Source organism: Noviherbaspirillum humi (assembly GCF_900188095.1).
GTDB lineage: Bacteria > Pseudomonadota > Gammaproteobacteria > Burkholderiales > Burkholderiaceae_D > Noviherbaspirillum > Noviherbaspirillum humi.
Genome location: NZ_FZOT01000007.1, coordinates 92,643 through 115,404, shown reverse-complemented (window position 1 = coordinate 115,404; position 22,762 = coordinate 92,643). Strand labels below are relative to the sequence as shown.

Annotated in this window: 21 protein-coding genes and 1 pseudogene; 11 read left to right on the top strand and 11 right to left on the bottom strand. The window is 63.0% G+C overall.

The features are described 5' to 3' along the window. Positions 1 to 214 precede the first annotated feature (214 nt). Positions 215 to 1,390: a multidrug effflux MFS transporter gene (locus CHB88_RS12605; protein WP_281255017.1), complete on the bottom strand. Its 1,176-nt coding sequence runs from the start codon at positions 1,388 to 1,390 to the stop codon at positions 215 to 217. Between the two features lie 112 nt (positions 1,391 to 1,502). On the opposite strand from CHB88_RS12605, the gene CHB88_RS25600 reads away from it, so the two are divergent. Continuing rightward, positions 1,503 to 1,670 carry a hypothetical protein gene (locus CHB88_RS25600; RefSeq protein ID WP_245844944.1) on the top strand — a complete coding sequence of 56 codons (168 nt, stop codon included), beginning with the start codon at positions 1,503 to 1,505 and terminating at the stop codon, positions 1,668 to 1,670. A gap of 267 nt (positions 1,671 to 1,937) precedes the next feature. Here the strand turns inward: CHB88_RS25600 and CHB88_RS12600 are convergent, their stop codons facing one another. Beyond that, positions 1,938 to 3,050 (bottom strand): WG repeat-containing protein, encoded by a 1,113-nt coding sequence (locus tag CHB88_RS12600; protein ID WP_176442445.1) that lies wholly within the window; start codon positions 3,048 to 3,050, stop codon positions 1,938 to 1,940. Positions 3,051 to 3,683: 633 nt separating this feature from the next. Here CHB88_RS12600 and CHB88_RS12595 point away from each other — a divergent pair. Then, positions 3,684 to 4,220, top strand: coding sequence for a Spy/CpxP family protein refolding chaperone (locus CHB88_RS12595; protein WP_089399686.1), 537 nt, complete (start codon positions 3,684 to 3,686; stop codon positions 4,218 to 4,220). A gap of 139 nt (positions 4,221 to 4,359) precedes the next feature. On the opposite strand, the gene CHB88_RS12590 is transcribed toward CHB88_RS12595, so the two are convergent. Further along, positions 4,360 to 5,040 carry a hypothetical protein gene (locus CHB88_RS12590; protein ID WP_089399685.1) on the bottom strand — a complete coding sequence of 227 codons (681 nt, stop codon included), beginning with the start codon at positions 5,038 to 5,040 and terminating at the stop codon, positions 4,360 to 4,362. Between the two features lie 269 nt (positions 5,041 to 5,309). Between CHB88_RS12590 and CHB88_RS12585 the strand changes: the two genes are divergently transcribed. The 3 genes and pseudogenes from CHB88_RS12585 to CHB88_RS12575 form a co-directional block, all read left to right on the top strand. Further along, positions 5,310 to 5,996: a response regulator transcription factor gene (locus CHB88_RS12585; protein ID WP_089399684.1), complete on the top strand. Its 687-nt coding sequence runs from the start codon at positions 5,310 to 5,312 to the stop codon at positions 5,994 to 5,996. A 2-nt stretch (positions 5,997 to 5,998) separates the two neighbouring features. Next, a complete protein-coding gene (locus CHB88_RS12580) occupies positions 5,999 to 7,402 on the top strand; it encodes an ATP-binding protein (RefSeq protein WP_089399683.1) in 1,404 nt (467 codons plus the stop codon). A gap of 25 nt (positions 7,403 to 7,427) precedes the next feature. Next, positions 7,428 to 7,586, top strand: a pseudogene (locus CHB88_RS12575) (tannase/feruloyl esterase family alpha/beta hydrolase); the annotation flags it as partial. A gap of 81 nt (positions 7,587 to 7,667) precedes the next feature. On the opposite strand, the gene CHB88_RS12570 reads toward CHB88_RS12575, so the two are convergent. From CHB88_RS12570 to CHB88_RS12555, 4 genes are all read right to left on the bottom strand, one after another. Then, the gene (locus CHB88_RS12570) at positions 7,668 to 8,084 is read right to left on the bottom strand and encodes a hypothetical protein (protein ID WP_089399682.1); all 417 of its coding nucleotides are present in this window, start codon (positions 8,082 to 8,084) and stop codon (positions 7,668 to 7,670) included. 42 nt (positions 8,085 to 8,126) lie between these two features. After that, positions 8,127 to 8,444: a DUF2471 family protein gene (locus CHB88_RS12565; RefSeq protein WP_089399681.1), complete on the bottom strand. Its 318-nt coding sequence runs from the start codon at positions 8,442 to 8,444 to the stop codon at positions 8,127 to 8,129. Between the two features lie 339 nt (positions 8,445 to 8,783). Then, positions 8,784 to 9,374, bottom strand: a complete 591-nt coding sequence (locus CHB88_RS12560; RefSeq protein ID WP_089399680.1) for a hypothetical protein — start codon at positions 9,372 to 9,374, stop codon at positions 8,784 to 8,786. Between the two features lie 153 nt (positions 9,375 to 9,527). Beyond that, complete coding sequence (locus CHB88_RS12555) at positions 9,528 to 10,391, bottom strand: universal stress protein (RefSeq protein WP_089399679.1); 864 nt, start codon at positions 10,389 to 10,391, stop codon at positions 9,528 to 9,530. A 175-nt stretch (positions 10,392 to 10,566) separates the two neighbouring features. Here CHB88_RS12555 and CHB88_RS12550 point away from each other — a divergent pair, with 175 nt between their 5' ends. Beyond that, complete coding sequence (locus tag CHB88_RS12550) at positions 10,567 to 11,076, top strand: hypothetical protein (RefSeq protein WP_089399678.1); 510 nt, start codon at positions 10,567 to 10,569, stop codon at positions 11,074 to 11,076. Positions 11,077 to 11,140: 64 nt separating this feature from the next. On the opposite strand, the gene CHB88_RS12545 is transcribed toward CHB88_RS12550, so the two are convergent. After that, positions 11,141 to 12,217 (bottom strand): HDOD domain-containing protein, encoded by a 1,077-nt coding sequence (locus CHB88_RS12545; RefSeq protein ID WP_176442444.1) that lies wholly within the window; start codon positions 12,215 to 12,217, stop codon positions 11,141 to 11,143. A gap of 346 nt (positions 12,218 to 12,563) precedes the next feature. On the opposite strand from CHB88_RS12545, the gene CHB88_RS12540 reads away from it, so the two are divergent. Continuing rightward, complete coding sequence (locus CHB88_RS12540) at positions 12,564 to 14,111, top strand: methyl-accepting chemotaxis protein (RefSeq protein ID WP_089399676.1); 1,548 nt, start codon at positions 12,564 to 12,566, stop codon at positions 14,109 to 14,111. A gap of 412 nt (positions 14,112 to 14,523) precedes the next feature. Here the strand turns inward: CHB88_RS12540 and CHB88_RS12535 are convergent, their stop codons facing one another. From CHB88_RS12535 to CHB88_RS12525, 3 genes are all read right to left on the bottom strand, one after another. Further along, the gene (locus tag CHB88_RS12535) at positions 14,524 to 15,003 is read right to left on the bottom strand and encodes a GDP-mannose mannosyl hydrolase (RefSeq protein WP_089399675.1); all 480 of its coding nucleotides are present in this window, start codon (positions 15,001 to 15,003) and stop codon (positions 14,524 to 14,526) included. Between the two features lie 98 nt (positions 15,004 to 15,101). Next, positions 15,102 to 16,952 carry a sensor histidine kinase gene (locus CHB88_RS12530; protein WP_089399674.1) on the bottom strand — a complete coding sequence of 617 codons (1,851 nt, stop codon included), beginning with the start codon at positions 16,950 to 16,952 and terminating at the stop codon, positions 15,102 to 15,104. 3 nt (positions 16,953 to 16,955) lie between these two features. Beyond that, positions 16,956 to 17,639 carry a response regulator gene (locus CHB88_RS12525; RefSeq protein ID WP_089399768.1) on the bottom strand — a complete coding sequence of 228 codons (684 nt, stop codon included), beginning with the start codon at positions 17,637 to 17,639 and terminating at the stop codon, positions 16,956 to 16,958. Positions 17,640 to 18,174: 535 nt separating this feature from the next. Here CHB88_RS12525 and CHB88_RS12520 point away from each other — a divergent pair. From CHB88_RS12520 to CHB88_RS25865, 4 genes are all read left to right on the top strand, one after another. Beyond that, positions 18,175 to 18,690: a hypothetical protein gene (locus tag CHB88_RS12520; RefSeq protein WP_143131241.1), complete on the top strand. Its 516-nt coding sequence runs from the start codon at positions 18,175 to 18,177 to the stop codon at positions 18,688 to 18,690. Positions 18,691 to 19,316: 626 nt separating this feature from the next. Then, on the top strand, positions 19,317 to 21,014 hold the full coding sequence (locus CHB88_RS12515; protein WP_089399672.1) for a GspE/PulE family protein: 1,698 nt from the start codon (positions 19,317 to 19,319) through the stop codon (positions 21,012 to 21,014). A 1-nt stretch (position 21,015) separates the two neighbouring features. Beyond that, on the top strand, positions 21,016 to 22,245 hold the full coding sequence (locus tag CHB88_RS12510; protein WP_089399671.1) for a type II secretion system F family protein: 1,230 nt from the start codon (positions 21,016 to 21,018) through the stop codon (positions 22,243 to 22,245). A gap of 66 nt (positions 22,246 to 22,311) precedes the next feature. Then, complete coding sequence (locus CHB88_RS25865; protein WP_089399670.1) at positions 22,312 to 22,710, top strand: type II secretion system protein; 399 nt, start codon at positions 22,312 to 22,314, stop codon at positions 22,708 to 22,710. Positions 22,711 to 22,762 lie beyond the last annotated feature (52 nt).

The following is a 22,762-nucleotide window of genomic DNA, read 5'->3' as shown; positions in this document are numbered from 1 at the left end:
TGCCGCAGGCGGGTGCGCGCTAAGAGTTGCCGAGGTGAGTCTTCGAAAGTCTCGCGCCATGAGATCTGATGGCTGAGAGGAGCTCCCTGTTGGCTGCTGCCATCGTTTTTCTCAACGATGGAAGGCGATTGCATTTCCTTCATTGAGGAAAACCAAGCGTCACACGGAAGCGGCGGCGGACGCCGCGCCGGCGTCGTTCGCGGGCGACAAGCACTCAGGCGCGCCGCAGGCGCCGGGCCAGCAGCGCGCAGACGATGCTCAGAACCAGTCCCGCGAGCACGCCGCAGGCAAGCTTGAAGGCGCTTTCGAACAACAGCGGCGCGACGGTGCCGGACACCAGCGCGAACAGCAGCATCTGGATGAAGGACTGCAGCGACGCCGCGAGGCCGCGGTTATCCGGAAACACATCCAGCGCCAGCACGGTCAGCGTGGGCGTGGCGAGCGCCAGTCCGAAGGCATACAGCATCAGCGGCAGCACCGCCCAAGGCACCGCCGCCTTGAAGGCGTAGTTGTAACCGACGTTGGCCAGGGCGGCGACCACCATCACTGCATAGCCGACAGCGATCATCCGGGTCGGCGCCACCTTGCGCGCGATGCGGGCCGCCAATGCCGAGCCTATCGTCATGCCGCTGATGAGCGGAATGAACATCCATCCGAATGCCGTCTCGGACAGGCCGAGGATCTTGATGACGAAGTTGGCCGCCGAGCCGATGTACAAGCCGAAACCGCTGAAGGCAACACCGATCGATACCGCCAGCAGCAGGAAGCGCGCATTGCGCAGCACCTTCCAGTAGTTCGCCGCGATCAGGCCCGGATGAAAGGCATGGCGTGACGACGCAGGCAGGCTTTCCGGCAGCGCGCGGTAGCAGGTGATCAGCATCAGCAAGCCGAAGGCGGCGAGGAACCAGAACACCGAGCGCCAGCCCAGCGTGACATGCAGCCAGCCGCCGAGGATAGGCGCTATAGCCGGCGCCAGGCCGAACACCATCATCATGTAGGCCAGCACCTGCTGTGCTTCGGCGCCGCTGGCCCGGTCGCGCACGACGGCGCGGCTGATGACGGCGCCGCCGCCGGCGGCCAGGCCCTGGACGCAGCGAAAGGCAAGCAGCCAGCCGAAGCTCGGCGCCAGCGCGGCGCCGACGCTGGCGACGGTGTAGATCGCGAGCGAGCCGAGGATGATCGGCCGGCGCCCGAAGGAGTCCGACAGCGTGCCGTAGAACAGCATGAGAAAGGCGAAGGAGAACAGGAACACGCTCAGGGTCTGCTGCACCAGCAGGTCGCTGACGGCGAAATCCTGGCCGATGGCATGGAAGGAAGGGAGGTAGGTGTCGATGGCGAGCGGGCCGACCATGGTCAGGCCGGCCAGGATCACGGTGGTGGATTTCTTCACGGATTGGTTTCGTTGCGAATCGGGCGGAGGGGCGTAATCGTACAACGGTTGCTCACAATGGCGCTTGACGGCCAATCTCGGAGGCGATCGGTACTGTGTTGAAAGGGAATGATTGATTGCTCTTGCGTCTGATGGCGTGCTGGTGATCGATGATACGGGCGACCGCAAGGAGAACTGCTTCACCGACCATGTGGCGCCCCGGTACCTGGATTTGGTTGGCAACATCGACGATGGCTTCCTGGCCGCCACTACACCGCGAGCCAATGAGCAACCTTATTAACCCCCTGCATGTCGTTTCCTGCATGCCTGAATGCGCCTGAATGCCGTCTGCCAGGCGGCAAGCAAGACCCGGCCTCCCGTACCAAGCCGCGACGGCCATCGACCTGATCAAACGGACCCAGGCGAGGTGCATTGCGGTCGAGGCGATTGTGGCTGACATCGCCTATGGCGATAACCGGCCCTACGTCCGGATATTCAATGCAAGCCAGCTATCCTATGTGTTGGCGCGCAGCGGCAGATCGAGGTTTAACACTGTGCCGGTAACGCCTTATTTTTCGAATTCATTGACCCGCTTTTCGGTCGGGCAAACAATGCTGCCGCACCTGTCGATATACATGCGTGCATCACTGAGTTTGCGTGGTTTGACCGGGAATGCAGGAGTAAGCGCAACCAATTCGGAGCACTTGACGCCGAAGCTGCGATTCATGTGTCGTGAGAAATCCTGAATATGGTGGTACCAAGGCCCAAACACGATCTCGCCTTCGATATTGATGAGACCATATTTGCCGTTCAGGCTGAATGTGGATAGACCATGGTTGAAGCTGCCGATGTCATCGAAGATCGGCTTGATTATCCACTTGCCTTGAGTATCGATGACGCCCTTTTTCCAGACGTTTTGTGAGTTGATCTCCCACCTTCTGTCCGCCACACAGACACCTTCATTGAAATCTCCGGCAACGTTGAACACGTTGTCAAAAGCCAGTTCGCCCGACGTATTGATGAAACCAGTCTTGAAGCGCCATTCAGACTCGCCAGTGGCTATCCTCACCTGGCAAAGGCCATTCTGGAATCCCGGGCTCCGATAGGGTATGACGCAGGGTACGGTCATTAATCTCTGGCCGGACTTGTCAATGAAATACCCGTCTTCAGCAGCACTTCCCAAAGGCTGCACCACTGCCAGACCATTATTGAAACGACCGGCATCGTCGAAGCGTTGGCCAAATACTTCCCTGCCTTGGCGATCGATGTAGCCCATGCCGTCGGCAAAAGCGACCGCTGCCAGGCCTTCGGAAAACCCTTTGCAGACTTCCCCTTCGTATTCACACTCAAATTGAGGGGGAATGACAAACCGGCCCCATGAATCGATAAAACCGACCTTGCCACTCTCAGGGTCTTCCAATTGAGCCAAGCCCTCGGAAAAATCGGTGTGAAAGTAGCTGGGCCTCAGAGGAACGACCTCGCGACCGCTCGAATCGATGAAGCCGCGCAACCGGTCGTGCTCTTCGCTGATGTCCAAATACACCTCGACGGCACAGCGGTCCTCGCTGAAGTTGCCAATGTAATCGTATTTGGGAGGCACGACCTGGTTCCCTTGGGCATCGATAAAGCCAACTTTAGTGGCGCGGTCCCGTTTTCGTTCGTAAGTGACTGGGAAGAGCATGGATTGAATGACTCCAGTTACGTTGTTGACCTCTCCTGCTGCGCTTCGCTCCTCATACATCCACGCAAGCCTCGGTGAACATGGTGGCTATAGCGTAATCTGATGTTAAAGGCTGTAAGCGTTGGCAAGTCGGTCGGAAGAAGAGCAAGCTCGCTTCAGTAAAGCCTAGTTCACTGTTCAAGTTCAAAGCTGAAAAGGGGCTTGGGATAAGCCGGCGCTTTGAAAGCGAGTTCGGACACATATCGCCCTCATGACGAAATCATATGCGAGCAGGTTTTCGCCCCGAATCCCATAAAACACTTATATTTTTCATGGGTTGTGCTTGAACCATTGGTGGCCTGACATCAAACAGACGACGGTGAATGGGCAGTCCCATCAAAGAAATAATGCGTATGGCTTCGACGCCTAGGTAATGGGCCGATAGCACGGCGTGGGTCTTGTCTTCCGCCAAGGCTCTTTTTGCCGTTACGAAGAGTGGTGGTTTCGCTATGGAGGAATTCAGCAACCCCCTTGACGCCGCGCAGGCGCCTTTACGCGAATTTACACGGCGCCGACATCTCTTAACGGCAGCGGCGGGCACAATGCTTTCCATGGGCTGCGCTGGTGCAGCCGATACCAAGAAATGAGCCTCTCATGACAACCCCCGGAAAAAACGTGCGCCACCTTCTCGTCACCATTGCCCTGGCAATGCCTGTCCTCGCATCTGCCCAGTCGGCGCCCGGACCGCAGCCTTCACAGGGAGCCGGTCCGTCGCTGCCGCTTCCGCCGCCCGCCATGCACGGCATGGCGCATGGACATGATTCTTTCGGCGGCATGCCGCCTTACCTGCGCGGCTTGAACCTCGACGAAGCCCAGCGCGACAAGGTATTCGCCATCCTGCATGCGCAGGCGCCGCAATTGCGCGAACAGCAGAAGGCGCACGACAAGGCGCGGCAGGCGCTGGCCGACCTGGTGCGCTCGGGCCAGTACAGCGAAGGCCGTGCCAAACAGCTTGCCGATGCGCTGGCGCGTTCCGCCACCGAAATCGAACTCATGCGCGCCCGCAGCGACAGCCAGATACTGGCCCTGCTCACCGCGGAACAGCGCGCCCGCATGGAGCGCATGCCACGCATGTCCCGCCCGCAGGAAGGACACGAGCGACGTGCGCCGCCGGGTGCGCCGGGAGCGTGACCTTAGGCTGCATCCCTTTCTCTCCGACGTCTCCCCGCTACCGCTGACGCAGCGGAGCTTGCCACGCCGCTCAGGCCGCGTGGCTTTTTTCATCGCGCAGCGGCCGGCCGGGATGACGATGCGCGGGCTCGTCCTTCGATCAGGCGGAGGTGTTCACCAGGTTGCCGCTGCGGGAAAAGTCCTGCATGTTGTTCTGCAGCGCCTGCAGGAAATCCTTCAGCGTGGCGCTGCTGCCGGAAGCGTTGGAGGCGCCCAGGGCGCTCGCCAGCGACTGGAAGCTTTGCTCGAGTTCGGTCGTGGCCGCATCACCGTCGGTGCTCGATGTGCCGTCGCTGGAAGAGGTCGATGCACTCGACAGCTTCTGAATCAGGCTTTGCAGGTCGGCTTGCATCTTGTCCGGGCCGCCGTGATGATGGCCATGCCCGCGTACGGCGCCGTCACTGCTTTCACTTTCCTGCGGCTGCGCCGCGGCATCCTGCGATTCGGACGCGCCCTGCGCATGCAGTGCCTGCATCAGCGATTGCATGAAGCTGCCGAGCGAGGTGGAAACGCTCTGGCTGCCGTCGGTGGATGTCGTGCCGGTGGTGCTGTCGCCAGCGGACGAGGCGCTGGTGGCGTCGTCCGCACCGGAGCCGACATTGATCCCGAGGCTGGACAACGCCTGCATGATGGCATTGCCTAAGCCGCCGCCGGGCGGGGGCGGCGGCCGGTTGCCGTCCATCTCCTGCATGCCGGCGCTGCTGCCGGCCTGGCTGGTGCCGCTGGCGCGGCTGGTCTGGTAAAGCGCGGCGATTGAACTGGATAAGCCGTCGACGGTCATTGAACCTCCCTGAAGTGATGGATTGGCGACATTGCTTGCTGCTTGCTTGCATGGCTGGTAACGACCCGCGCTGGAAGAACTTGGCAAGGCGCGGCGTAAAGATCGGTAAAGAAGCGTTAAGCCATTTCCAATGCGCCATCAGTGTGGAAGAGAACCGGGTAAATGCCGGTAAAGGAAGTGCAAATTTCGGTAAAGAAAGCCCCCGCTACGACGGAGGGAAAAGCGGGTGCCGGTATCATGCAGCCGTGAAGACAGCGCTGGAAAGAGACATGAACAGGGTGTTACTGATCGATGATGACGTGGAGCTGGTGGAGATGCTCAGGGAGTACCTTGAGCAGGACGGCTACGCGGTGCATGCCGAGCACGATGGCCGCAGCGGCCTGCGCGAAGCGTTGACCGGCCGCTACGACATCGCCGTGCTGGACGTCATGATGCCGGGCCAGAACGGCGTCGAGACCCTGCGCCAGCTGCGCCGCGACAGTCACCTGCCGGTGCTGATGCTGACCGCCAAAGGGGATGACACCGACCGCATCCTCGGCCTGGAAATGGGCGCCGACGATTATGTGCCCAAGCCCTGCACCCCGCGCGAGCTGAGCGCGCGCATCCGCGCCATCCTGCGCCGCGCCCGTCCTGCACCGGAAGAGCGGCGCGCCGACCAGCTCGCCTTCGGCCTGCTGGAAATGTGGCCCGAGCAGCGCCGCGCCGCCTGGGGCGGCAGGCAGGTGGAGCTGACCAGCACCGAATTCAACCTGCTCGAAGTCCTGCTGCGCAATCCCGGCAGGACGGTGAGCAAGCAGGAGCTGTCGGAAAAAGCCTTGGGCCGTCCGCTGGCGCGCTTCGACCGCAACATCGACGTGCACATGAGCAGCCTGCGGCAGAAGCTCGGCACGCTGCCCGACGGCCGGTCATGCATCCATACCGTGCACCGCCAAGGCTACCTGCTGATCAAGGATTGAGCGTGGGCCGCCTGTTCTGGAAATTCTTCATCCTGATCTGGCTGGCGCAGCTGGTGTCGGTGCTCGGCATCAGCGGCGCCATCTGGCTCAAGGACCGCGACGCCGCCCGGCATGCCGAAGTCATCGAATCCGGCCCGCGCGCCGGCATGGCGCTCGATGCCGCCGAGATCGCCTTGCGCTACGGCGGCAGCGACGCCCTGCGCGACCTGCTGCAGCAGCAGCGGCGGGAGCAGATGTTCGCGCTCGACGCCGACGGGCGCGATCTGCTTGGCCGGCCGGTCGATGCGGCCCTGCTGGCGTCCCTCCGGCAGACGTCCGGCCGCGACGACCGCGGCGGCGTGCGCCAGTTGCACGGCAAGGATGGCAGCAGCTGGCTGGTGTATCTGAAGCGGCACGAGCCGCCGCCGGGCATGCGGCCGGGCGGGCCGCTGCTCGGCGACTTCCGCGGCCCGCGGCCGCCCGGCCCGGGCGGTCCCGGCCCTGGCCCCGGACCGCGCTTTCATTACATGCCGGTGCTGTACGCGATGCTCGCCAGCCTGCTGGCGGCGCTGCTGCTGGCGCGGCATTTCGCCAGGCCCATCCGCAACCTGCGCACCGCCTTCGACGCCGCCGCTTCGGGCAATCTGGAGGCGCGCATCGGCCCCGCCATGGGCAGGCGGCGGGACGAGCTGAACGACCTCGGCCGCGACTTCGACCGCATGGCGGCGCAGCTCCAGGCATCGATGAACAGCCAGAAGCGCCTGCTGCATGACGTGTCGCATGAACTGCGCTCGCCGCTGGCGCGGCTGCAGGTGGCCATCGGCCTGGCGCGGCAGCGGCCGGAAAGGGTGGATGCATCGCTCGACCGCATCGAGCGCGAGAGCGCCCGCATGAATGCGCTGATCGGCGGGCTGCTGACGCTGTCGCGGCTGGAGAGCGGCGCCGGCGTGGAACGGGAAGAAGTCAGCCTGAACGAGCTGGCCGAAGTCATCGCCGAGGATGCCCGCTTCGAGGCGCAGTCCGCCGGCAAGGATATCCGGCTGGAGGAAGCCGGCCAGGCAATGGTGCGCAGCGGCGCCGAGCTGCTGCACAGCGCGCTCGAAAACGTGGTGCGCAATGCGATGCATTACACCGCGCCGGGCACGGCCGTGCGCATCCGGGTTGAGCGGGATGCCGCGGCCGGGCAGGCCTGCGTCACCGTCTGCGACCACGGCCCGGGCGTGCCGGAAGCCGAACTCGAGACCATCTTCCGGCCTTTCGTGCAGAGCAGCGCCTCGTCCAAGTCGGCCGAAGGCTTCGGTCTGGGCCTGGCGATCGCCGAACGCATCGTCAAGGCGCACGGCGGCGCCATCCGTGCCGCCAATGCGGCGGAGGGAGGGTTGTGCATCACCATCTGCCTGCCCCTGAGCGCCGCCGCGCCAGCCTGATCGCACGGGCGTGACGATATGCTGGTGGGTGGAGAAGGGCATCCCGCCGGGCGCCCAGGTGGTGGCGGACACCGCCGGCGTGCCGGGCCGCACCCGGCCGCTGTGCGAGTATCCGAACTGGCCGAAGTACAAGGGCAGCGGTGATGTGAACAAGGCGGAAAGCTATAGCTGCGCGACGCAGTAATTCGCTACTCGTGCGTGAGGCGGAAGGGATGGAAGGCCGGGCGATGTGTCCGGCCTTTTTGTTTGCGCTTCAACCGTCGGGTCAGCTGGCCGGAGTCCAGCGCAGCGTCAGGATGATGCAATCCTCGTCCACGAACCAGCGATGGTGAATGCCCGCGCCCCAGGCGCAGAACTGCCCATGTCGGCTCAATGCATGTTCCACCGTCTCGCCGGGCGGGAACGCTGGATCGGGGGAAAACTGCAGCCGGAAGCGCCCATGCTCGCTCACCAGCATCGATAAAGTGCGGCCCGCGCTCACCGGCTTGCCGGTGCCGAGCGTGTCGCCGCGACGGTGGATGCCCCATTTCATGCACAGGCCGCGGACGGCGGCCTCGGCCGGCATGTGGCGCAGCGCCGCGCCGGGGGAACGCAGCCAGTCGCCGAAACCGACGAACCAGCCGGTGCCGTTGGTATCGACGAGGTTGGCGTCGCCGAATTCGATGTCGAGTGCCGGAGTCATGGGCAGGCGCTCAGCGCGGCCCGGGATGACGAGGCGCCAGGCTCAGTGACAGGAGCGGTACGCTTCATGGATGAGCGTGACCGCGACCGGCAGGTCCTTATGGCCGGCCAGCTGCGCCGGTTCGTCGAGCTTGGGGATGTAGCCCCAGCGCGAGGAGCGCATGCGCCGGATGTAGCTGCGGTAGGTGCTGCCGAGGTCGCCTGCCTGCTCCAGGGCCTGCAATGCTTCCCTTTCGATTTCGTGCAACAGCTTCCATGTGAGGGGAACGCCGGCGGTGCGATGACGCTCGACGATGGTGTTGATCTGGAGCCGCAGGCGCTGCTGCACCGCCTGCAATTTGTAACCTTCGAAGCCTTTCATTTCTGCTGATCCTGCGCCACTGCTGTATGGGTGTACAGTATAAAACATCTCGTTGCCGCTTGGAGAAAATCGACGACGTTGAATGAACGAAGCCGGAAGATTACGTGAAATGTGGCAACACAAAGGCAGGAGCAGACGGCGAAACCTGCCCCTGATGGCGCGCTTGGGCCGGTTCGCGGCAAAAGGCTTGATCGGCCGTCAACGAACGGCGGCCGGAAATATCGAAAGGACAAGCCGGCGCGGGCGCGAACGCAGCCGGCGGGCAGGGCAGACTTGCCGACCCGTCAATGCAGGCGGCCGGGCCCGCATTGCCAGGCCGTCATGCCGGCGACCGCCAGGTCAATGCGTCCTGCCGTTGCGGCCGCGCTTGTCGGCGGCTTTCGCCGCGCCCGCCATGCTGCTGCCGAACGCTGCGTCCGCCGCCTTGCCCATGTCCATCGACGTCATTGCCTGCATGCCTTGGTTCATGGCCTGGTTCATGCCCTGCGCCATGTTGCGGCAGGCGGAAGTCCACATGCTGAACATGTCGGCTGGCGTCGCCGGGGCCGCTTCCTGCGCCCGGCCGACGGCGCCGGCGCTCAGGTCCTGCACCGATCGCGTGCTCTGCGCCAGGTCCTCGCGCATGGTATCCATCATCGCCTGCTGCATGTCGACCAGTGCCGCCACCATGCGCGCCTGGTACTGCAGCGGCGTGCTCATGTCGGCCGCGCCGTTCATGGCATTCAGAGCGGCGCCGGGCTGTTCCGAGGCGGTGCGCGGCGTCATCACCGAGGTCGACAGCTTGAGCTGCCGATGCAGCGCCTCGTCCGCTGCTTCGAGCATGACGCGGTTGATGCGCTCCATGCCGTCGATCCATGCCAGCGCGTAGCGGCGCGAGCGGTTGATCTGGTTCTGGACCAGGGGTTGCATCATTTCCTGCAGGTTAGCCATGTCAAGCCTCCGTAGTGTGTCGGACCAGCATCGCCCGGGGTCGATGGCCGGCGCGGCGAAAGCGTTAGATTGCGAGCCCTGCGTCGTCGCGCCTTGAGTTGCGTCAAGGGGGCGCGAGTGAGACCGAAACACCTTCGGCGCTCGGCACAGCGTTCAATGCGCCATCAGCACCGGAATCCGCATGTCGCGCAGCACGGTACGGGTAGCGCCGCCGAGCAGGATTTCCCGGAAACGGGAATGCCCATAGCAGCCCATCACCATCATGCTGCTGCCACGTTCGGCAGCCAGGCCGATCAGCGCCTCGCCGATGTCGCCGCCCGCCCGCCGCTGCACCACTTCCACGCGGATGCCGTGCCGCGCCAGAAAAAGCGCGATGTCCACGCCCGGATCGACACCACGGGCATCCTCATTCCCTTGCGCATTGAATACCGCCACCTGGATCTGCCGCGCCGCCTTCAGCAGCGGCAGCGCCTGGTGCACCGCACGCGTCGCCTCGATGCTCGCATCCCATGCCACCAGAACGTTGTCGAGGAAACCCTGCGCGCCGGCATTGGCCGCCCGCGCATGCGGAACCACCAGCACCGGGCAGCCGCTGGCCATGGCCACGCTCTCCGGCAGGTCGCCGTAGGGCATGGACGCGGGATCGTCGGAATCGTACTGGCCGAGCACGATCACGTCGCAATAGGGCGCATGCAGCGCCAGCCCGCCGATCACGTCGTCGTTCACCAGCCGCGGCTCGTAACTCACATCGCCGCCGCGCACGATTTCCTCGAAGCGGTCGAGGCTGTCCTGTGCCTGGCGCGCCAGCAGTTCGACCTGTTGATCGACAAAGGGCAGCATCGCATCCCGCCGCGACTGCGGCAGCGCGTCGCCATAGACGAAACGGGACACGCCGGTCATGGCGGCGCCGACAAGGTGCGAGCCTTCGCTCACGCGGGCGATTCGCGCAGCCAGCGCAATGCGCGAGGGCGCATGCGTCGAATCATCGACATGCACCAGTATCGTCCTGTACGACATGCGCGGTCCTCCGGATGAAATTGTTTCGGGCGGGCACTGGGTTCCCGTTCGAAGTGGGAACACGCTCCAAAGTAGGTCAGAAGCGGCTTAAAAACTTGACATATGTCAAACGGACCGGAATCGTATTGGCGAAGCGGCATGGGGCGCAGGATCATGAAAAGACTCGGAGAAAAGCATGCGCCATCGCCTGTTCTATCTCTATCCGGAAGTCGCCGCCGCGCGCCGTGCGCGCGACCTGCTGCTGCTCAACCGCATCGAAGACCGGCGCATTCACTTCCTCAGCCGGCGAGAGAGCCTGCCCGGCTTCTTGCGCCGCGCCTCCGCCTTGCAGACGACCGACGTGGTCCATGGCGCCGAACTCGGCATGCTGGCCGGAGCGATCATCGGCTTCGGCATCGGCGTCTCGCTCGCCGACTTTCCCTTCTTCGGGACCTTCGTCAAGGGATTGATCATGCTGGTATCCACCTTGATCGGACTGGTGATCGGCGGCTGGCTGGCGGGCATGGTGGCGGTGTTCTTGCCGAACTCCCGCATCAAGGCGCTCGAGCCGGATCTGGAGCAGGGCAGGGTGCTGATGATCGCCGACGTGCCGGCACGCCGGGTGCAGGAGATCGAGGAACTGCTCGGGCGGGATAGTGATGCCCGGTTTGCCGGCGAGGAAACCCATTTCCCGGGAATTGGCTGAGATGGCTGCCGTCCGTTTCACGCAGGTTCGGTGAAACGGTCCGTTGCTGGTTGAAGGAACAGCGCTATCGTGCCGAGGAAGACAGCGCCTGCAGTCCCGGCAGGCTGAGCTGCAATTGCCGCAATTCTTCCAGGCAGGCGGCTTCGCCCGGCGGCAGGGCGCCGAAATACGCCGCGTCCTGCGGTTCCAGCAGATTGTCCTGCGACAGCAGGAGCATCTTGCTCAGGCGGTCGCCGCAGGCAAGGATGCGCCCGAGCGGCGACATGCCGCCGCCGTCGCCCTGCTCCCTGATGGCGACGATGACTTCCTCGGGAAATTTCCATTCCTGCCCGATGCGCACCGACAGGCGCCGCGCGTGCGACGCGATCGCCTGGCAGAAGGCTTCCGAGCCAATGTCCTGGTCGCCCTGGGCAAGGTTGTCGACCAGGCGCAGCGACACTGTCAGGCCGACGTTCAGGATCAGGCCGGCCAGGAAGGCGGAGAACTGGTCCTGTTCCGCTTCCGTGGCGAGCAGGCGGCAGGCGAGGGCGCAGCGCTCGGACTGCATCCAAAGGCGCGGAGCGATCATCCTGGTGAAGTAGCCGGAGCGCAAATCGATGATGGGCTGGAAGGCGACGCTGGTGATCAGCTGCCGCAAGCCATCCTGGCCGATCACCAGGATCGCATGCTGGATGCTGGCGATCGGTTCGCGCAGGTGGTAGTAGCTGCTGTTGGCCAGCCGCACCACCGCCGCCACCAGTGTCGGATCGTGGCTGATCTTGCGGGCCAGTTCCGCGCCGGAGAAATCGTCGCTGCGCAGGCTTTGCAGCAACTGCGGTATCACCCCGGGCAGGCGCCGCACCCGGTGCGCCACCGGCTCGCTGCCGTTCGCCAGCGCCGCGACCGCATCGACCAGGCGCTGCTCGAGCGGATTGATGAACAGGCCTTCGTAGGGATGCCCTGTCAGCAGCCAGTTGCCGAAGGCGGCATTGATGCGGTGAATCCTGAGCCAGGCGTCGCTCGGCAATTTCTCGATGCCCGGAGAAGAGGTCTGCGTGGCAGGCGCTTCCTCCTCGGAACCAGCCTCGTCGTCCGGCAAGTCGGTTTCCTCCGCCATGGAAAGCGGATGGCCAGGCAACAGGCGGGACAGCAATCTAATCATGTCGATAAACCGGAAGGGCGCTGCGCCGGAATCGGCGCCGCAAGCCTTTCCTATTCGTTGGTATTGCATGGCTTCTACCGCGCGCCGCCGGACCGGCAACAGGCCTCGCGAAAGGAAAAGCCGTGCCCTTGGTTACGGCAGCACGCTCCGTTTCTTGATGGTCCCGAAAAAACAAAGAATCCATTGGCAAGTTTTGTTGGCAGCGTTCTGATCGTAGATTACTATAAGTTGATGAATGGAAACATGGGTGGGCGACATGTTGACCGCCAGGGAAAACGACCTGCCTCAGCCTGGAATGGCCATTCGAGACAACGATAAAGACATAAAGACACGGAGGATGACGCAAATGAAGTTCGGTAACCTGAGGATCGGCACCCGCCTTGGCATCGGATTCTTTACCGTGCTGCTCCTGCTGACCGCCATGGCTGCGGCCGGCATCTGGCAGCTGCGCACCGTCGGCGCATTGACGCGGCACATGGTTCAGGAAGAACTTGCGAAGGAAAGACTCGTGGCGGAGTGGTACGCGCTCACCCGGGTCAACGGCACCCGTACCCTGGCGGTGGCCCGCAGCAACGACGGCGCGACGGACAAGTATTTCCAGGAGCAGATCAGCGTCACCAGCAAAGCCATCTCCGAGATTCAGAAACAGCTCGAGCAATCCATCCGCGATGATGCGGGACGGTTGCTGCTGGCCGAGATCGCCGACATGCGCAAGGCCTACCTCGCCTCGCGAGACGCCGTGTTCAAGGAAAAGCAGGCCGGCAACCGCGACGCCGCCCTGGCGCTGGTCATGCAGCGGCTGACGCCGGCGGTGGAAAGCTACATCGGCAGCATCGGCAAGCTGGCGCGGCATCAGGCTGCCGGCATCGATGCACTGGCCAAGGGCGTGGATGGCAGCGAGCGCACCGGCAGCGTCATGCTGATGGTCATCGGCGGCCTTGCGGTAATCTTCAGCCTGGTTTTTGCCTGGGGCATCACCCGCTCCATCACCGGTCCGCTCGGCCGCGCCGTCGGCATCGCCGGCAAGGTGGCCGAAGGCGATCTCACCCAGCGCATCGAGGCGGACAGCACCGATGAAGCCGGACAGCTGCTGCGCGCGCTCGATGGAATGAACCAGGGCCTGCGGCGCATCGTCGGCGAAGTCCGTGCCGGTGCCGAGCATATCGTCAGCGCCTCCTCCCAGATCGCCGCGGGCAACACCGACCTGGCGGCGCGCACCGAATCCCAGGCCAGCTCGCTGGAGCAGACCGCCGCCACCATGGAACACCTGACCGGCACCGTGCGGCAAACCGCCAGCAGCGCCAAGCTTGCCGACGAACTCGCCTCCGGCGCCTCGCAAGTGGCGCAGCGCGGCGGCAGCGTGGTGGCGCAGGTGGTCGAGACCATGGGGTCGATCAACGACTCCTCCCGCCGCATCATGGACATCATCGGGGTCATCGACGGGATTGCCTTCCAGACCAACATCCTGGCGCTGAACGCTTCGGTCGAAGCCGCCCGGGCCGGCGAGCAGGGCCGGGGCTTCGCGGTGGTGGCCGCGGAAGTGCGTAGCCTGGCCCAGCGCAGCGCCGCCGCCGCGCGGGAAATCAAGTCGCTCATCACCGACTCGGTCGGCAGGGTCGACGCCGGCAGCCGGCTGGTCGACCAGGCCGGCGCCACGATGCAGGAGATCGTCGACAGCATTCGCAAGGTGACCGACATCATGTCCGAAATCACCCTGGCCACCGACGAGCAGAGCAGCGGCATCGACCAGATCCGCGCCGCCATTTCGCAGATGGATGCCTTCACCCAGCAGAACGCGTCGCTGGTCGAAGAGGCTGCCATGGCAGCACGGGCACTGGAGGATCAGGCAGGGAGGCTGCAGGAAACGGTGAGTGTGTTTGCCGTGGCGGCGTAGCAAGGCGCAGCAGGGCGAAGCAGGGGTTTCGCGAAGCACTGCTTCGCGCCTGCGCAGCCGGTCAGGCTTGCAAGCCTGACCGTGGGTGAGGCCGAGCCATAAAGGAACATCCCTCCCCCTCAGGGGGAGGATTGGGGGCGCAGCAGGGAATTCGGACAGCATGCTGTCCGCCTGCGAAGCCGTCATCGCCTGCAAGCGCTGCTGGCAGCGCAGGCGCGGAGCAATGCTCTGCGAAACCCCTGCTACGCCCCTAGCCCTCCCCTTGAAGGTGAGGGGATATTCTTTATGCTTCAACCTCCCCCACGGTCGGGCCTGCATGCCCGACCGGCTCCGCGAGCGCAGAGCAATGCTCTGCGAAACCCTCGCTCCGCCCGGCTCCGCTCGCGCAGAGCAATGCTCCGCGAAACCCCCGCTACGCTCCCACCCTCAACCCATTCCCCGGACTCTCCCGAAAATACAGCTTGCTGTTCGCATGCACCTCGTCGCTGGCCAGCAGCGCATCCACGTCCCACCATCGCAGTGCTGAATGCTGGTCATCCATCGTCAGCGCGGCGCCGGCCGGAAGCGCGAACTCGTAACCCAGCACCACATAATGCGTCGACACGCCCGGTTCGCCGGCGAAGTTGTCCGGATACAGGTGGTCGAAGGCGCCGATCAGGCGGCCCGGGCCCGGCGCGATGCCGACCTCGTTCCGGGCAATGCGGTGCAACGCTTCCTGCAGCGGTTCATTCTTCCGGATGCGGCCGCCAGGCACGAACCAGGCATGTTGCGCCGGGCGATTGAGCCGGTAGCCGAGCAGCACCTGGCCCTTTTCGTTTCGAATGACGAGGTCGATGGACACCAGCGGGGTGCGGTCGACGACCTCGAGGAACTGCCGTTGTTCGATATTCATGGAGGAAAGGCCCTGGCCTGAGAGAGCAGGCATTCTATCGCCATGCCTGCCGGCGGAATTGATGCAGGTGAAAGGGCGCAGCGAAACGTGCCACCGCGTCAGGCGGCAATCGGCTGGGGCAATGGCAACTCCTGCAGCGGCAGCTTCAGGCTGATGCGGCAGCCGCGCTCGCTGGATTCCACGTCCAGGAACGCGCCGATCTTTTCCGCGCGGCTGCGCATATTCTGCATGCCGAAGCCCTGCGGCTTGTTTTCCTGGACGAAGCCGACGCCGTCATCCTCCACCCGTATCTCCAGAGCGGTGCCCGAATAGATGATGCTGATGCAAAGCGTGTCGGCCCGCGCATGCTTGATGACGTTGGTGGTCGCCTCGTGGATGATGCGCAGCACATGCAGCCCGGTGTAGGGGCTGACGTTGAGCACTTCCGGCAGGTTCTCGGTGCGCCATACCAGCTTGAGGCCGATGCGCGCCAGGCGCGGCATCATGCGGAAGCGGAAGTCCCACAGCGGGCCGAGCAGGTCCGGGTTCTCCGGCGACAGGGAGCCCACCACCAGGCGCATCTCGTCGATGGTTTCCTGCAGCAGCGCGATGATGTCGTCGCGCGAGGCCTGGCCGTCGCGCACCGTGATCAGCGCCGCAAGCAGCTTGGACCCGAGCCCGTCGTGCATGTCCTGCATGATGCGCTGGCGTTCCTCGGTGGCGGCATGCTGCCGCTCCAGTTGCTTCATCTGCTCATACTGGGTCGCCAGCTCGCTCTGGCGCACCGCGACCAGGAAGGACAGGCGCTCGTTGATGTCCTGTTCAAGTTCCAGCGATCCGATGAACCGGTCCAGCATGGCCCACAGCATCGCGATCAGGAAAGCCGGGATGCCGAGGTGCAGCAGGTAGATTTCCGACCAGCGGAACCAGCCGTTTTGCACCGCGAAGTCGTGCAGCGACAAGCCCATGGAAGCCAGGGTGGTGAGCAGCATCGCCATGTTGGCCACGGTGCGGTGGTGCAGCGCCAGCACCACCACCCGGTACAGGGCGAACACTACCAGCGGCAGGAAGCCGAGCTGCCAGGCCATGTCCATGAAGGGCCGGGCCGTCTTCCCGAGCACGATGAAGCACAGCATGCCGAGCAGCCAGTAGCCGGTGATGGACCGGTCCAGCCAGACATTGCGGTAGCCGCTGAAGCGCAGCAGGAACAGGGTGATGTAGGCGATGAAGCCGCCGGTGGTGAAGTAGTAGGCCAGGCGCCACAGCGTCCAGTGCGCCATCGGCACTTCCGGCATGAACAGCACCACGGTGCGCAAGCCCCACAGCAGCGCGCAGATGCCGAAGGAGCGGTAAAGATGCTCCGAGCGGCGGCGCAGCCAGAACACCAGGGCGAAGGCGCCGACGAACAGGCAGAGCACGGCGGCATGCTGCCGGCTGGTGGTTTCCCACGCCATGACGGTGTCGAATTCCGCTTCGAGCGCTTCACGCGGCCCCAGCTTGAATTCGCCGAAGCTCGTCAGCGGGTCGCGGGCGGCGAAGCGGATGGCGATCTGGTTGGGACCTTCCCGCAGCAGGGCGGGGGCGATGTCGATCATGAACGGCCGGAACCAGCGGATCTGGGTTGCGCTGTCGGACGTGCCGAGGCTGGCCAGCCGCTTGCCGTTGAGGAAAATGTCGCCGCCGTTGCGCAGCTTGGGAAAGAAGATCCAGAGCGGCAGGTTCGGATCGCCCCGGTACTCGAATTCGGTCCGGAACCAGTAGGTGATGAGATCCGGGTCGACCGGCTTGATGGAGCGGTAGGGAAGGCTGACCGGTTCCCAGCTGGCATTGTCGGGCGGAGGCGTCACCCGCTCCGATATCAGCATCTGGCCATGCTGCACGCGCACCGGCTCCAGGCTTGCCTCGGCCGCCAGCGCGGCGCGCAAGGGCAGTATCAGCAGGAACAGGAAGGCGAGCAGGCGCAGGGCCACGGATCACATCTCGATGATGCCGGCGCGCGCCGCTTCGTACACGGCTTCGGCGCGGGATTTCACCGACAGCTTGCGGTACGTGTTCTTGACATGCTGCGCCACGGTATGGGCGGAGATGAAGAGCGAGGTGCTGACTTCATCGAAAGTCAGGCCCTTGGCCAGCAGCCGCAGCACTTCCACCTCGCGCGCGGTGAGAGCAGTCGACGTGGCGGACACCTTCGGCGCCGGGGAAGCCGCAGCCTGAACCGATTTGGCCTGGAAGCGAGACAGCAGCTTGCGCGCCACCATCGGGCTCATCGGCGAGCCACCCTGCAGGATGGCGAGCATGGATTCAACGATTTCCTCTCGGCTGCCATCCTTCAGCAGATATCCGGTGGCGCCGGCTTCGACGCTGGCGATGATGTTGTCCTCGTCGCCGAACATGCTGATCACCATCAGATCCGCCTCGGGCTGGGTGTCGCTGATGTGGCGGATCACTTCGATGCCGCTGATGTCGGGCAACCCGAGATCGACCAGGTACAGCCGCGCCCTGCAGTGGTCCGCCAGGCGTTTGGCCTCGGCGCCATTGCCCGCCGTTCCCATCAACTGGAAGCGTGTATCCGACTTCACCGCCTCGGTGAAAAAGGCTTGGTACTTCGGATTGTCTTCAACGATGGCGACGGTAACGGGACTGGGTGACTCGATCATGGCGAAACTGCTGGTTAAAATGTTGCTCGCGACCAATATACCATTTCAACGCTTAGGATACTAATTTAGTGGCTGGATTTAACCGGTTTACCCGATATTTCATCAGCAAAGAAGCAATATTTCAAAGGATTAGGAGAAGGAATAGCTAATTGGTTTCATCGTTGGGAAACCTTTTCTTTACCGAACAACTTCCAGTTTCTGAGATCGACTGAAAAAAAGGCGGCGGCTGGCTAGGATTGCCCCCTGAAACAACACACAGGGGAGGTCCATCCCATCAGTAAAACTTATCCGTATGGCGAAATTCCCAAAAATGGTCTATTAACAAAGAGCCATGCGGACAACTATTGGTAAGGTATGCTTTTTTGTCCGAAAAGCAAAGCAAAACCGTTAATTGGAAATAACTTGCATTTCGGTAATAACGAAGATAAATTGCAAAGCCGCATCGACCGCGGTCGTGTTCAAGATATTTCAAGCCCAGGGCTGGTCTTGTCTTTGAATTCCGCCTGAGTACCGCATAAGCCAAAGGTAGACTCGCATGTCTGATTCCCGCGATACACAAACCTTGCCCGCTGCCGCAGCGCAGGCGCATTTGTCGAGGGCAGGCAAGGTTTCCATGGGGCTGTCCGCTCATGAATTCGTGGAAGGCGAGGATCTCACACGGGCCGTCAACATCTTGAGCATCATGGCCCGGCATCCGGTGACGGGCGCAGAACAACAAGACGTCTACCGCCACCTGGCGGCGCAAAAAAGGCAGGAGATCCTGCACTATGACCTGCAGCCTGCCGCGGCCATTCCTGCAGCCGAGTATGGCGCGGCGTTGAGCGATGGAGTCATTTACATCGAGTCCAAGAACCTCGGCTACGACTTCATGGTCCTGAAGATCGACGCCGGCTCAGGCTGGGGCGGCGCCAAACGGGTCAAGTTCGCGATATACCGTTCGCCGCGCGGACACGATAGTTTCAGTTTCGTTTCGACCGAATCCGGTCTCTTCGCGGCGCTTCGCAAATTGGATTCGATGTACTACGCAGCAGCGCGTGAGCATCTGCCCTAAAGCAGTCGCAATGGCCGCATTCACCGTCTTTTTACTCGGGTGATTTGATTGCAAACGCTCGTTTGCAACCAGCAGAAGCAGAATCCTTTTCCTTCGCCATCTCTCATCAGGGCGCCACATCCTGCTAGCGCCGCCAGGTGCCGGAAAACCGCCATAGTCGCCCGCGCCATCGGGTCGCCTGCCGCATGGTGGGAAATTTCAGGATGTCCTTTCCCCCGGCTCCCATCTGCCTGAAATCCTGATTGTGGCGTCAAAACCACTCGACCGGGACGATCAATCCTCGCCTCGCGCCTTTTTACCCTTTCGTGCTGCTTTAGCGCATTCGGGATCTTCACCGAATGCGGATTCGCGCCTGGAATCCGCTTTTCATAGGGAAAAGTGAGGAAGGTGTACGGAGCAATACCATTTTCCTGGTAAGCCCCCCTGACTACTTTCCTTTTCGATTACACCAGAATTCCCGCGAAGGGAAGGCCGGAGAGTTGAGGTAGCTCAACATAATTCTGATCAGCAATCTCACCTTGGGTAGAATAAGCGAGGGAAACAACCGAAAAGCTTGGTGCGATGAAACTGTTTCTCACAAAATCGGCGAACCATACGGTTCCAATCTATTGAGTCGGGAAGCGAGCATGGCACGGCCTGAAAAGGTAAGACTTGGCGAAATCCTTTTGCAGCAAAAGGTATTGACGGAAGAGCAGCTTCGTCTGGCCCTGGCCGAGCAGAAGGAGTCCGGGCGCAAGCTCGGCCAGGTCCTCATCGCGAATGGCTATGTTTCCGAGGATGACATCTGCCGCGCCATGACGCGGCAGCTGAACATTCCCTACATCAATCTCAAGACCTACAACCTGAATCCCGAGGTCGTCCGCCAGCTGCCGGAAATGCGGGCGCGCCGGTACCGGGCGCTGGTGCTCGAAGATCGCGGCAACAGCGCCCTGGTGGGCATGGCGGATCCCACCGATCTCTTCGTGTACGACGAGATCGCGCGGCTGCTGAAGAAGGATATCGAGCTGGCGGTCGTGGCGGAGGAAGCGCTTTTCCAGGCCATCAGCCGCATCTACCGAAAAACCGAAGAGATCAGCGACGCTGCGCGCGAGCTGAAGCAGGAAGTCGGCGAGACGCAGATCAGCTTCAGCGACGCCGGCGGCGTCGGGCTGGAAGAGGCGCCGGTCGTGAGGCTGCTGCAGACCATCTTCGACGACGCTTCTCAGGTCCAGGCGTCCGACGTGCATATCGAGCCGCAGGAGTCGGCACTGCATATCCGGCTGCGCATCGACGGTGTCATGCACTTGCAGACCGAAACCGATCTGCGCATCGCGGCGCCCCTGGCGCTGCGCCTCAAGATCATGGCCGGCCTCGACATTTCCGAGAAGCGTCTGCCCCAGGATGGCCGCTTCAACATCCGGGTCGGCCAGCAGCAGATCGACGTCCGCATGTCCACCATGCCGACCAAGTACGGCGAATCGGTGGTGATGCGCTTGTTGAACCAGTCGCGCGGCATACTCGGCCTGGATGTGATCGGCATGCCGGAGTCGATGCTCAAGCGCTTTCGCGAGATCATTCACCGCCCCAACGGCCTGGTGCTGGTGACCGGCCCCACCGGCAGCGGCAAGACCACGACGCTGTACGGCGCGCTCTCGGAGCTGAATACATCCGACCGCAAGCTGATCACCATCGAGGATCCGGTCGAGTACAAGCTGCCCGGCATCAATCAGGTCCAGGTCAACGACAAGATCGATCTCACCTTCGCCCGCGTGCTGCGCGCCTCCTTGCGCCAGGATCCGGACGTGGTGCTGATAGGCGAAATGCGCGACGAGGAAACGGCGCAGGTCGGCATGCGGGCGGCGCTCACCGGCCATCTGGTGTTCTCGACGCTGCACACCAACGACGCGATCAGCACGCCCAACCGCCTGCTCGACATGGGCGTTCCCGGGTACATCCTGGCTTCGGCGCTGCAGGTGGTGATGGCGCAGCGGCTGGTGCGACTGATCTGCGATGCCTGCAGCGAGCCCTGCGAACCCAGCGTCGCCGAACGCGAATGGCTCAAGGCTACTCTTGGCGACGGGGCCGCACAGACATACGCTCAGGGACGGGGATGCCCGCACTGCAATGGCAGCGGCTATCGCGGCCGGATCGGCGTCTACGAAATGCTCGAAATGACGGAAGCGCTGGCCGACATCGCCAGCCGCGAAGATCACGCTGGATTCATTCAAGCCGCCGAGCGCCAGATGGCCGGGTTGAACCTGCGCCGCCATGCCGCCGAATTGGCCAGGCAAGGTCGAACCACCATTGCCGAGGCCATGACGGTCAGCAACCAGGCGGTGTTCTGAGATGGCGTCCTACCATTACCGCGCAAGGAATTCCCGCGGCGAGCTGATGCAAGGCGTGGTCGATGGCGCCGACAGCGGCGCAGTTGCCGCCTACCTGGTGAACATCGGCGCCATTCCCATCGACATCAAGCTGGAAAAGGCCAGGAGCGAGAGCGGCAGGCTGTGGGAAAAGCTGACCGATGTCCCGGTGACGACGCTGGACGTGCAACTGTTCTGCCGGCAGATGTACACCCTGCTCAAGGCCGGCGTGCCGATCATGCAGGCGCTCGACGGCCTGCGCGATTCGGCGACCAACAAGTCCTTCGGCCGCGTCATCGGCAACCTGCGCGAGTCGCTCAACGCCGGCCAGGAGCTGTCGGCGGCCATGCGCGCCCATGCCAAGGTGTTTTCGAGCTACTTCATCAGCATGGTGCAAGTGGGAGAAATCACCGGGCGCCTGTCGGAAATCTTCCCGCGGCTGCACGATTATCTGGAGTTCGACCGCAGCATGCGGGAGCAGGTCAAGGCGGCGCTGCAGTATCCGAAGTTCGTCATGCTGGCGATGATCGGCGCCATGAGCGTCGTCAACCTGATGGTCATCCCCCGGTTCGCGACGATTTTTTCCAAGGCCAAGATCGAACTGCCGCTGATGACGCGGGTGCTGCTGAACAGCTCGTCCTTCATGACGAACAACTGGCCTATCCTGCTCGGCCTGGCCCTGCTTGCGGTCATCGGCTGGAACGCATGGGTCAAATCCAAGGATGGCCGCTACACATGGGACAAGGCGAAACTCGGCATTCCGATTGCCGGGCCCATCATCCACAAGGCGGTCATGGCCCGCTTCGCGCGCAGCCTGGCGTTGGCCCAGCAGAGCGGCATACCGGCTAGCCAGGCGCTGAGCATCGTCTCGCGCACGGTCGACAACAGCTATATCGGCAGCGCGGTCGAACAGATGCGCGACGGCGTGGAGCGGGGCGAAACCATCCTCAAGACGGCGAAGACGACCGGCGTGTTCACGCCCATCGTACTGCAGATGATCGCCGTCGGCGAGGAAAGCGGCGATATCGACGGCTTGATGAACGAGATCGCCGACATGTACGAGCGCGAAGTGAAGCACGAGCTGAAGATGCTCTCCACCAAGATCGAACCGCTGATGCTGTCCTTCATGGCGGTGCTGGTGCTGGTGCTCGCGCTCGGTGTCTTCGTGCCGATGTGGGACATGAGCCAGCTGACGAATGTCCAGGGCAGGTAGGAATGAGCACGCCCTTAAGTGGCTCAATTAAACCGCAGTGATCTTTATTTCTCAAAGGAGTTTTACATGTCCAAGCGCTACACCAGCAAGGCCGTTCAAGCCGGTTTCACCCTGATCGAACTGATCGTCGTCATCGTCGTGCTCGGCATCCTGGCCGCGGTCGCGATTCCGAAGTTCAGCAACTCCCAGCAGGCAGCCAATGATGCCGCCCAGAAGTCGACCCTCGCCTCGCTGAAGGCCGCCTGGGCGGTTGCCTATTCGGCAAAGAAGTCGGCGCCGAGCATCGCCGAAATCGTCGCGCAAACCGATCCGACCTGCACCGCCGGCAGTGGCAGCATCACCTGCCCGGGCGTGAAGAAGCTGGACGGCTCCGCCGACCTGGCCTTCACCGTATCCGCGACCGGCACCGGCACCGCTGCAATCGTGGCGGCGCCGTCGGATATTTCCATTCCGTCTCCGAACTGATCGTTGGCGTTCGCCTGAGGGCTTCCGTTCCGGACGCCCGATTCTTTTTTCA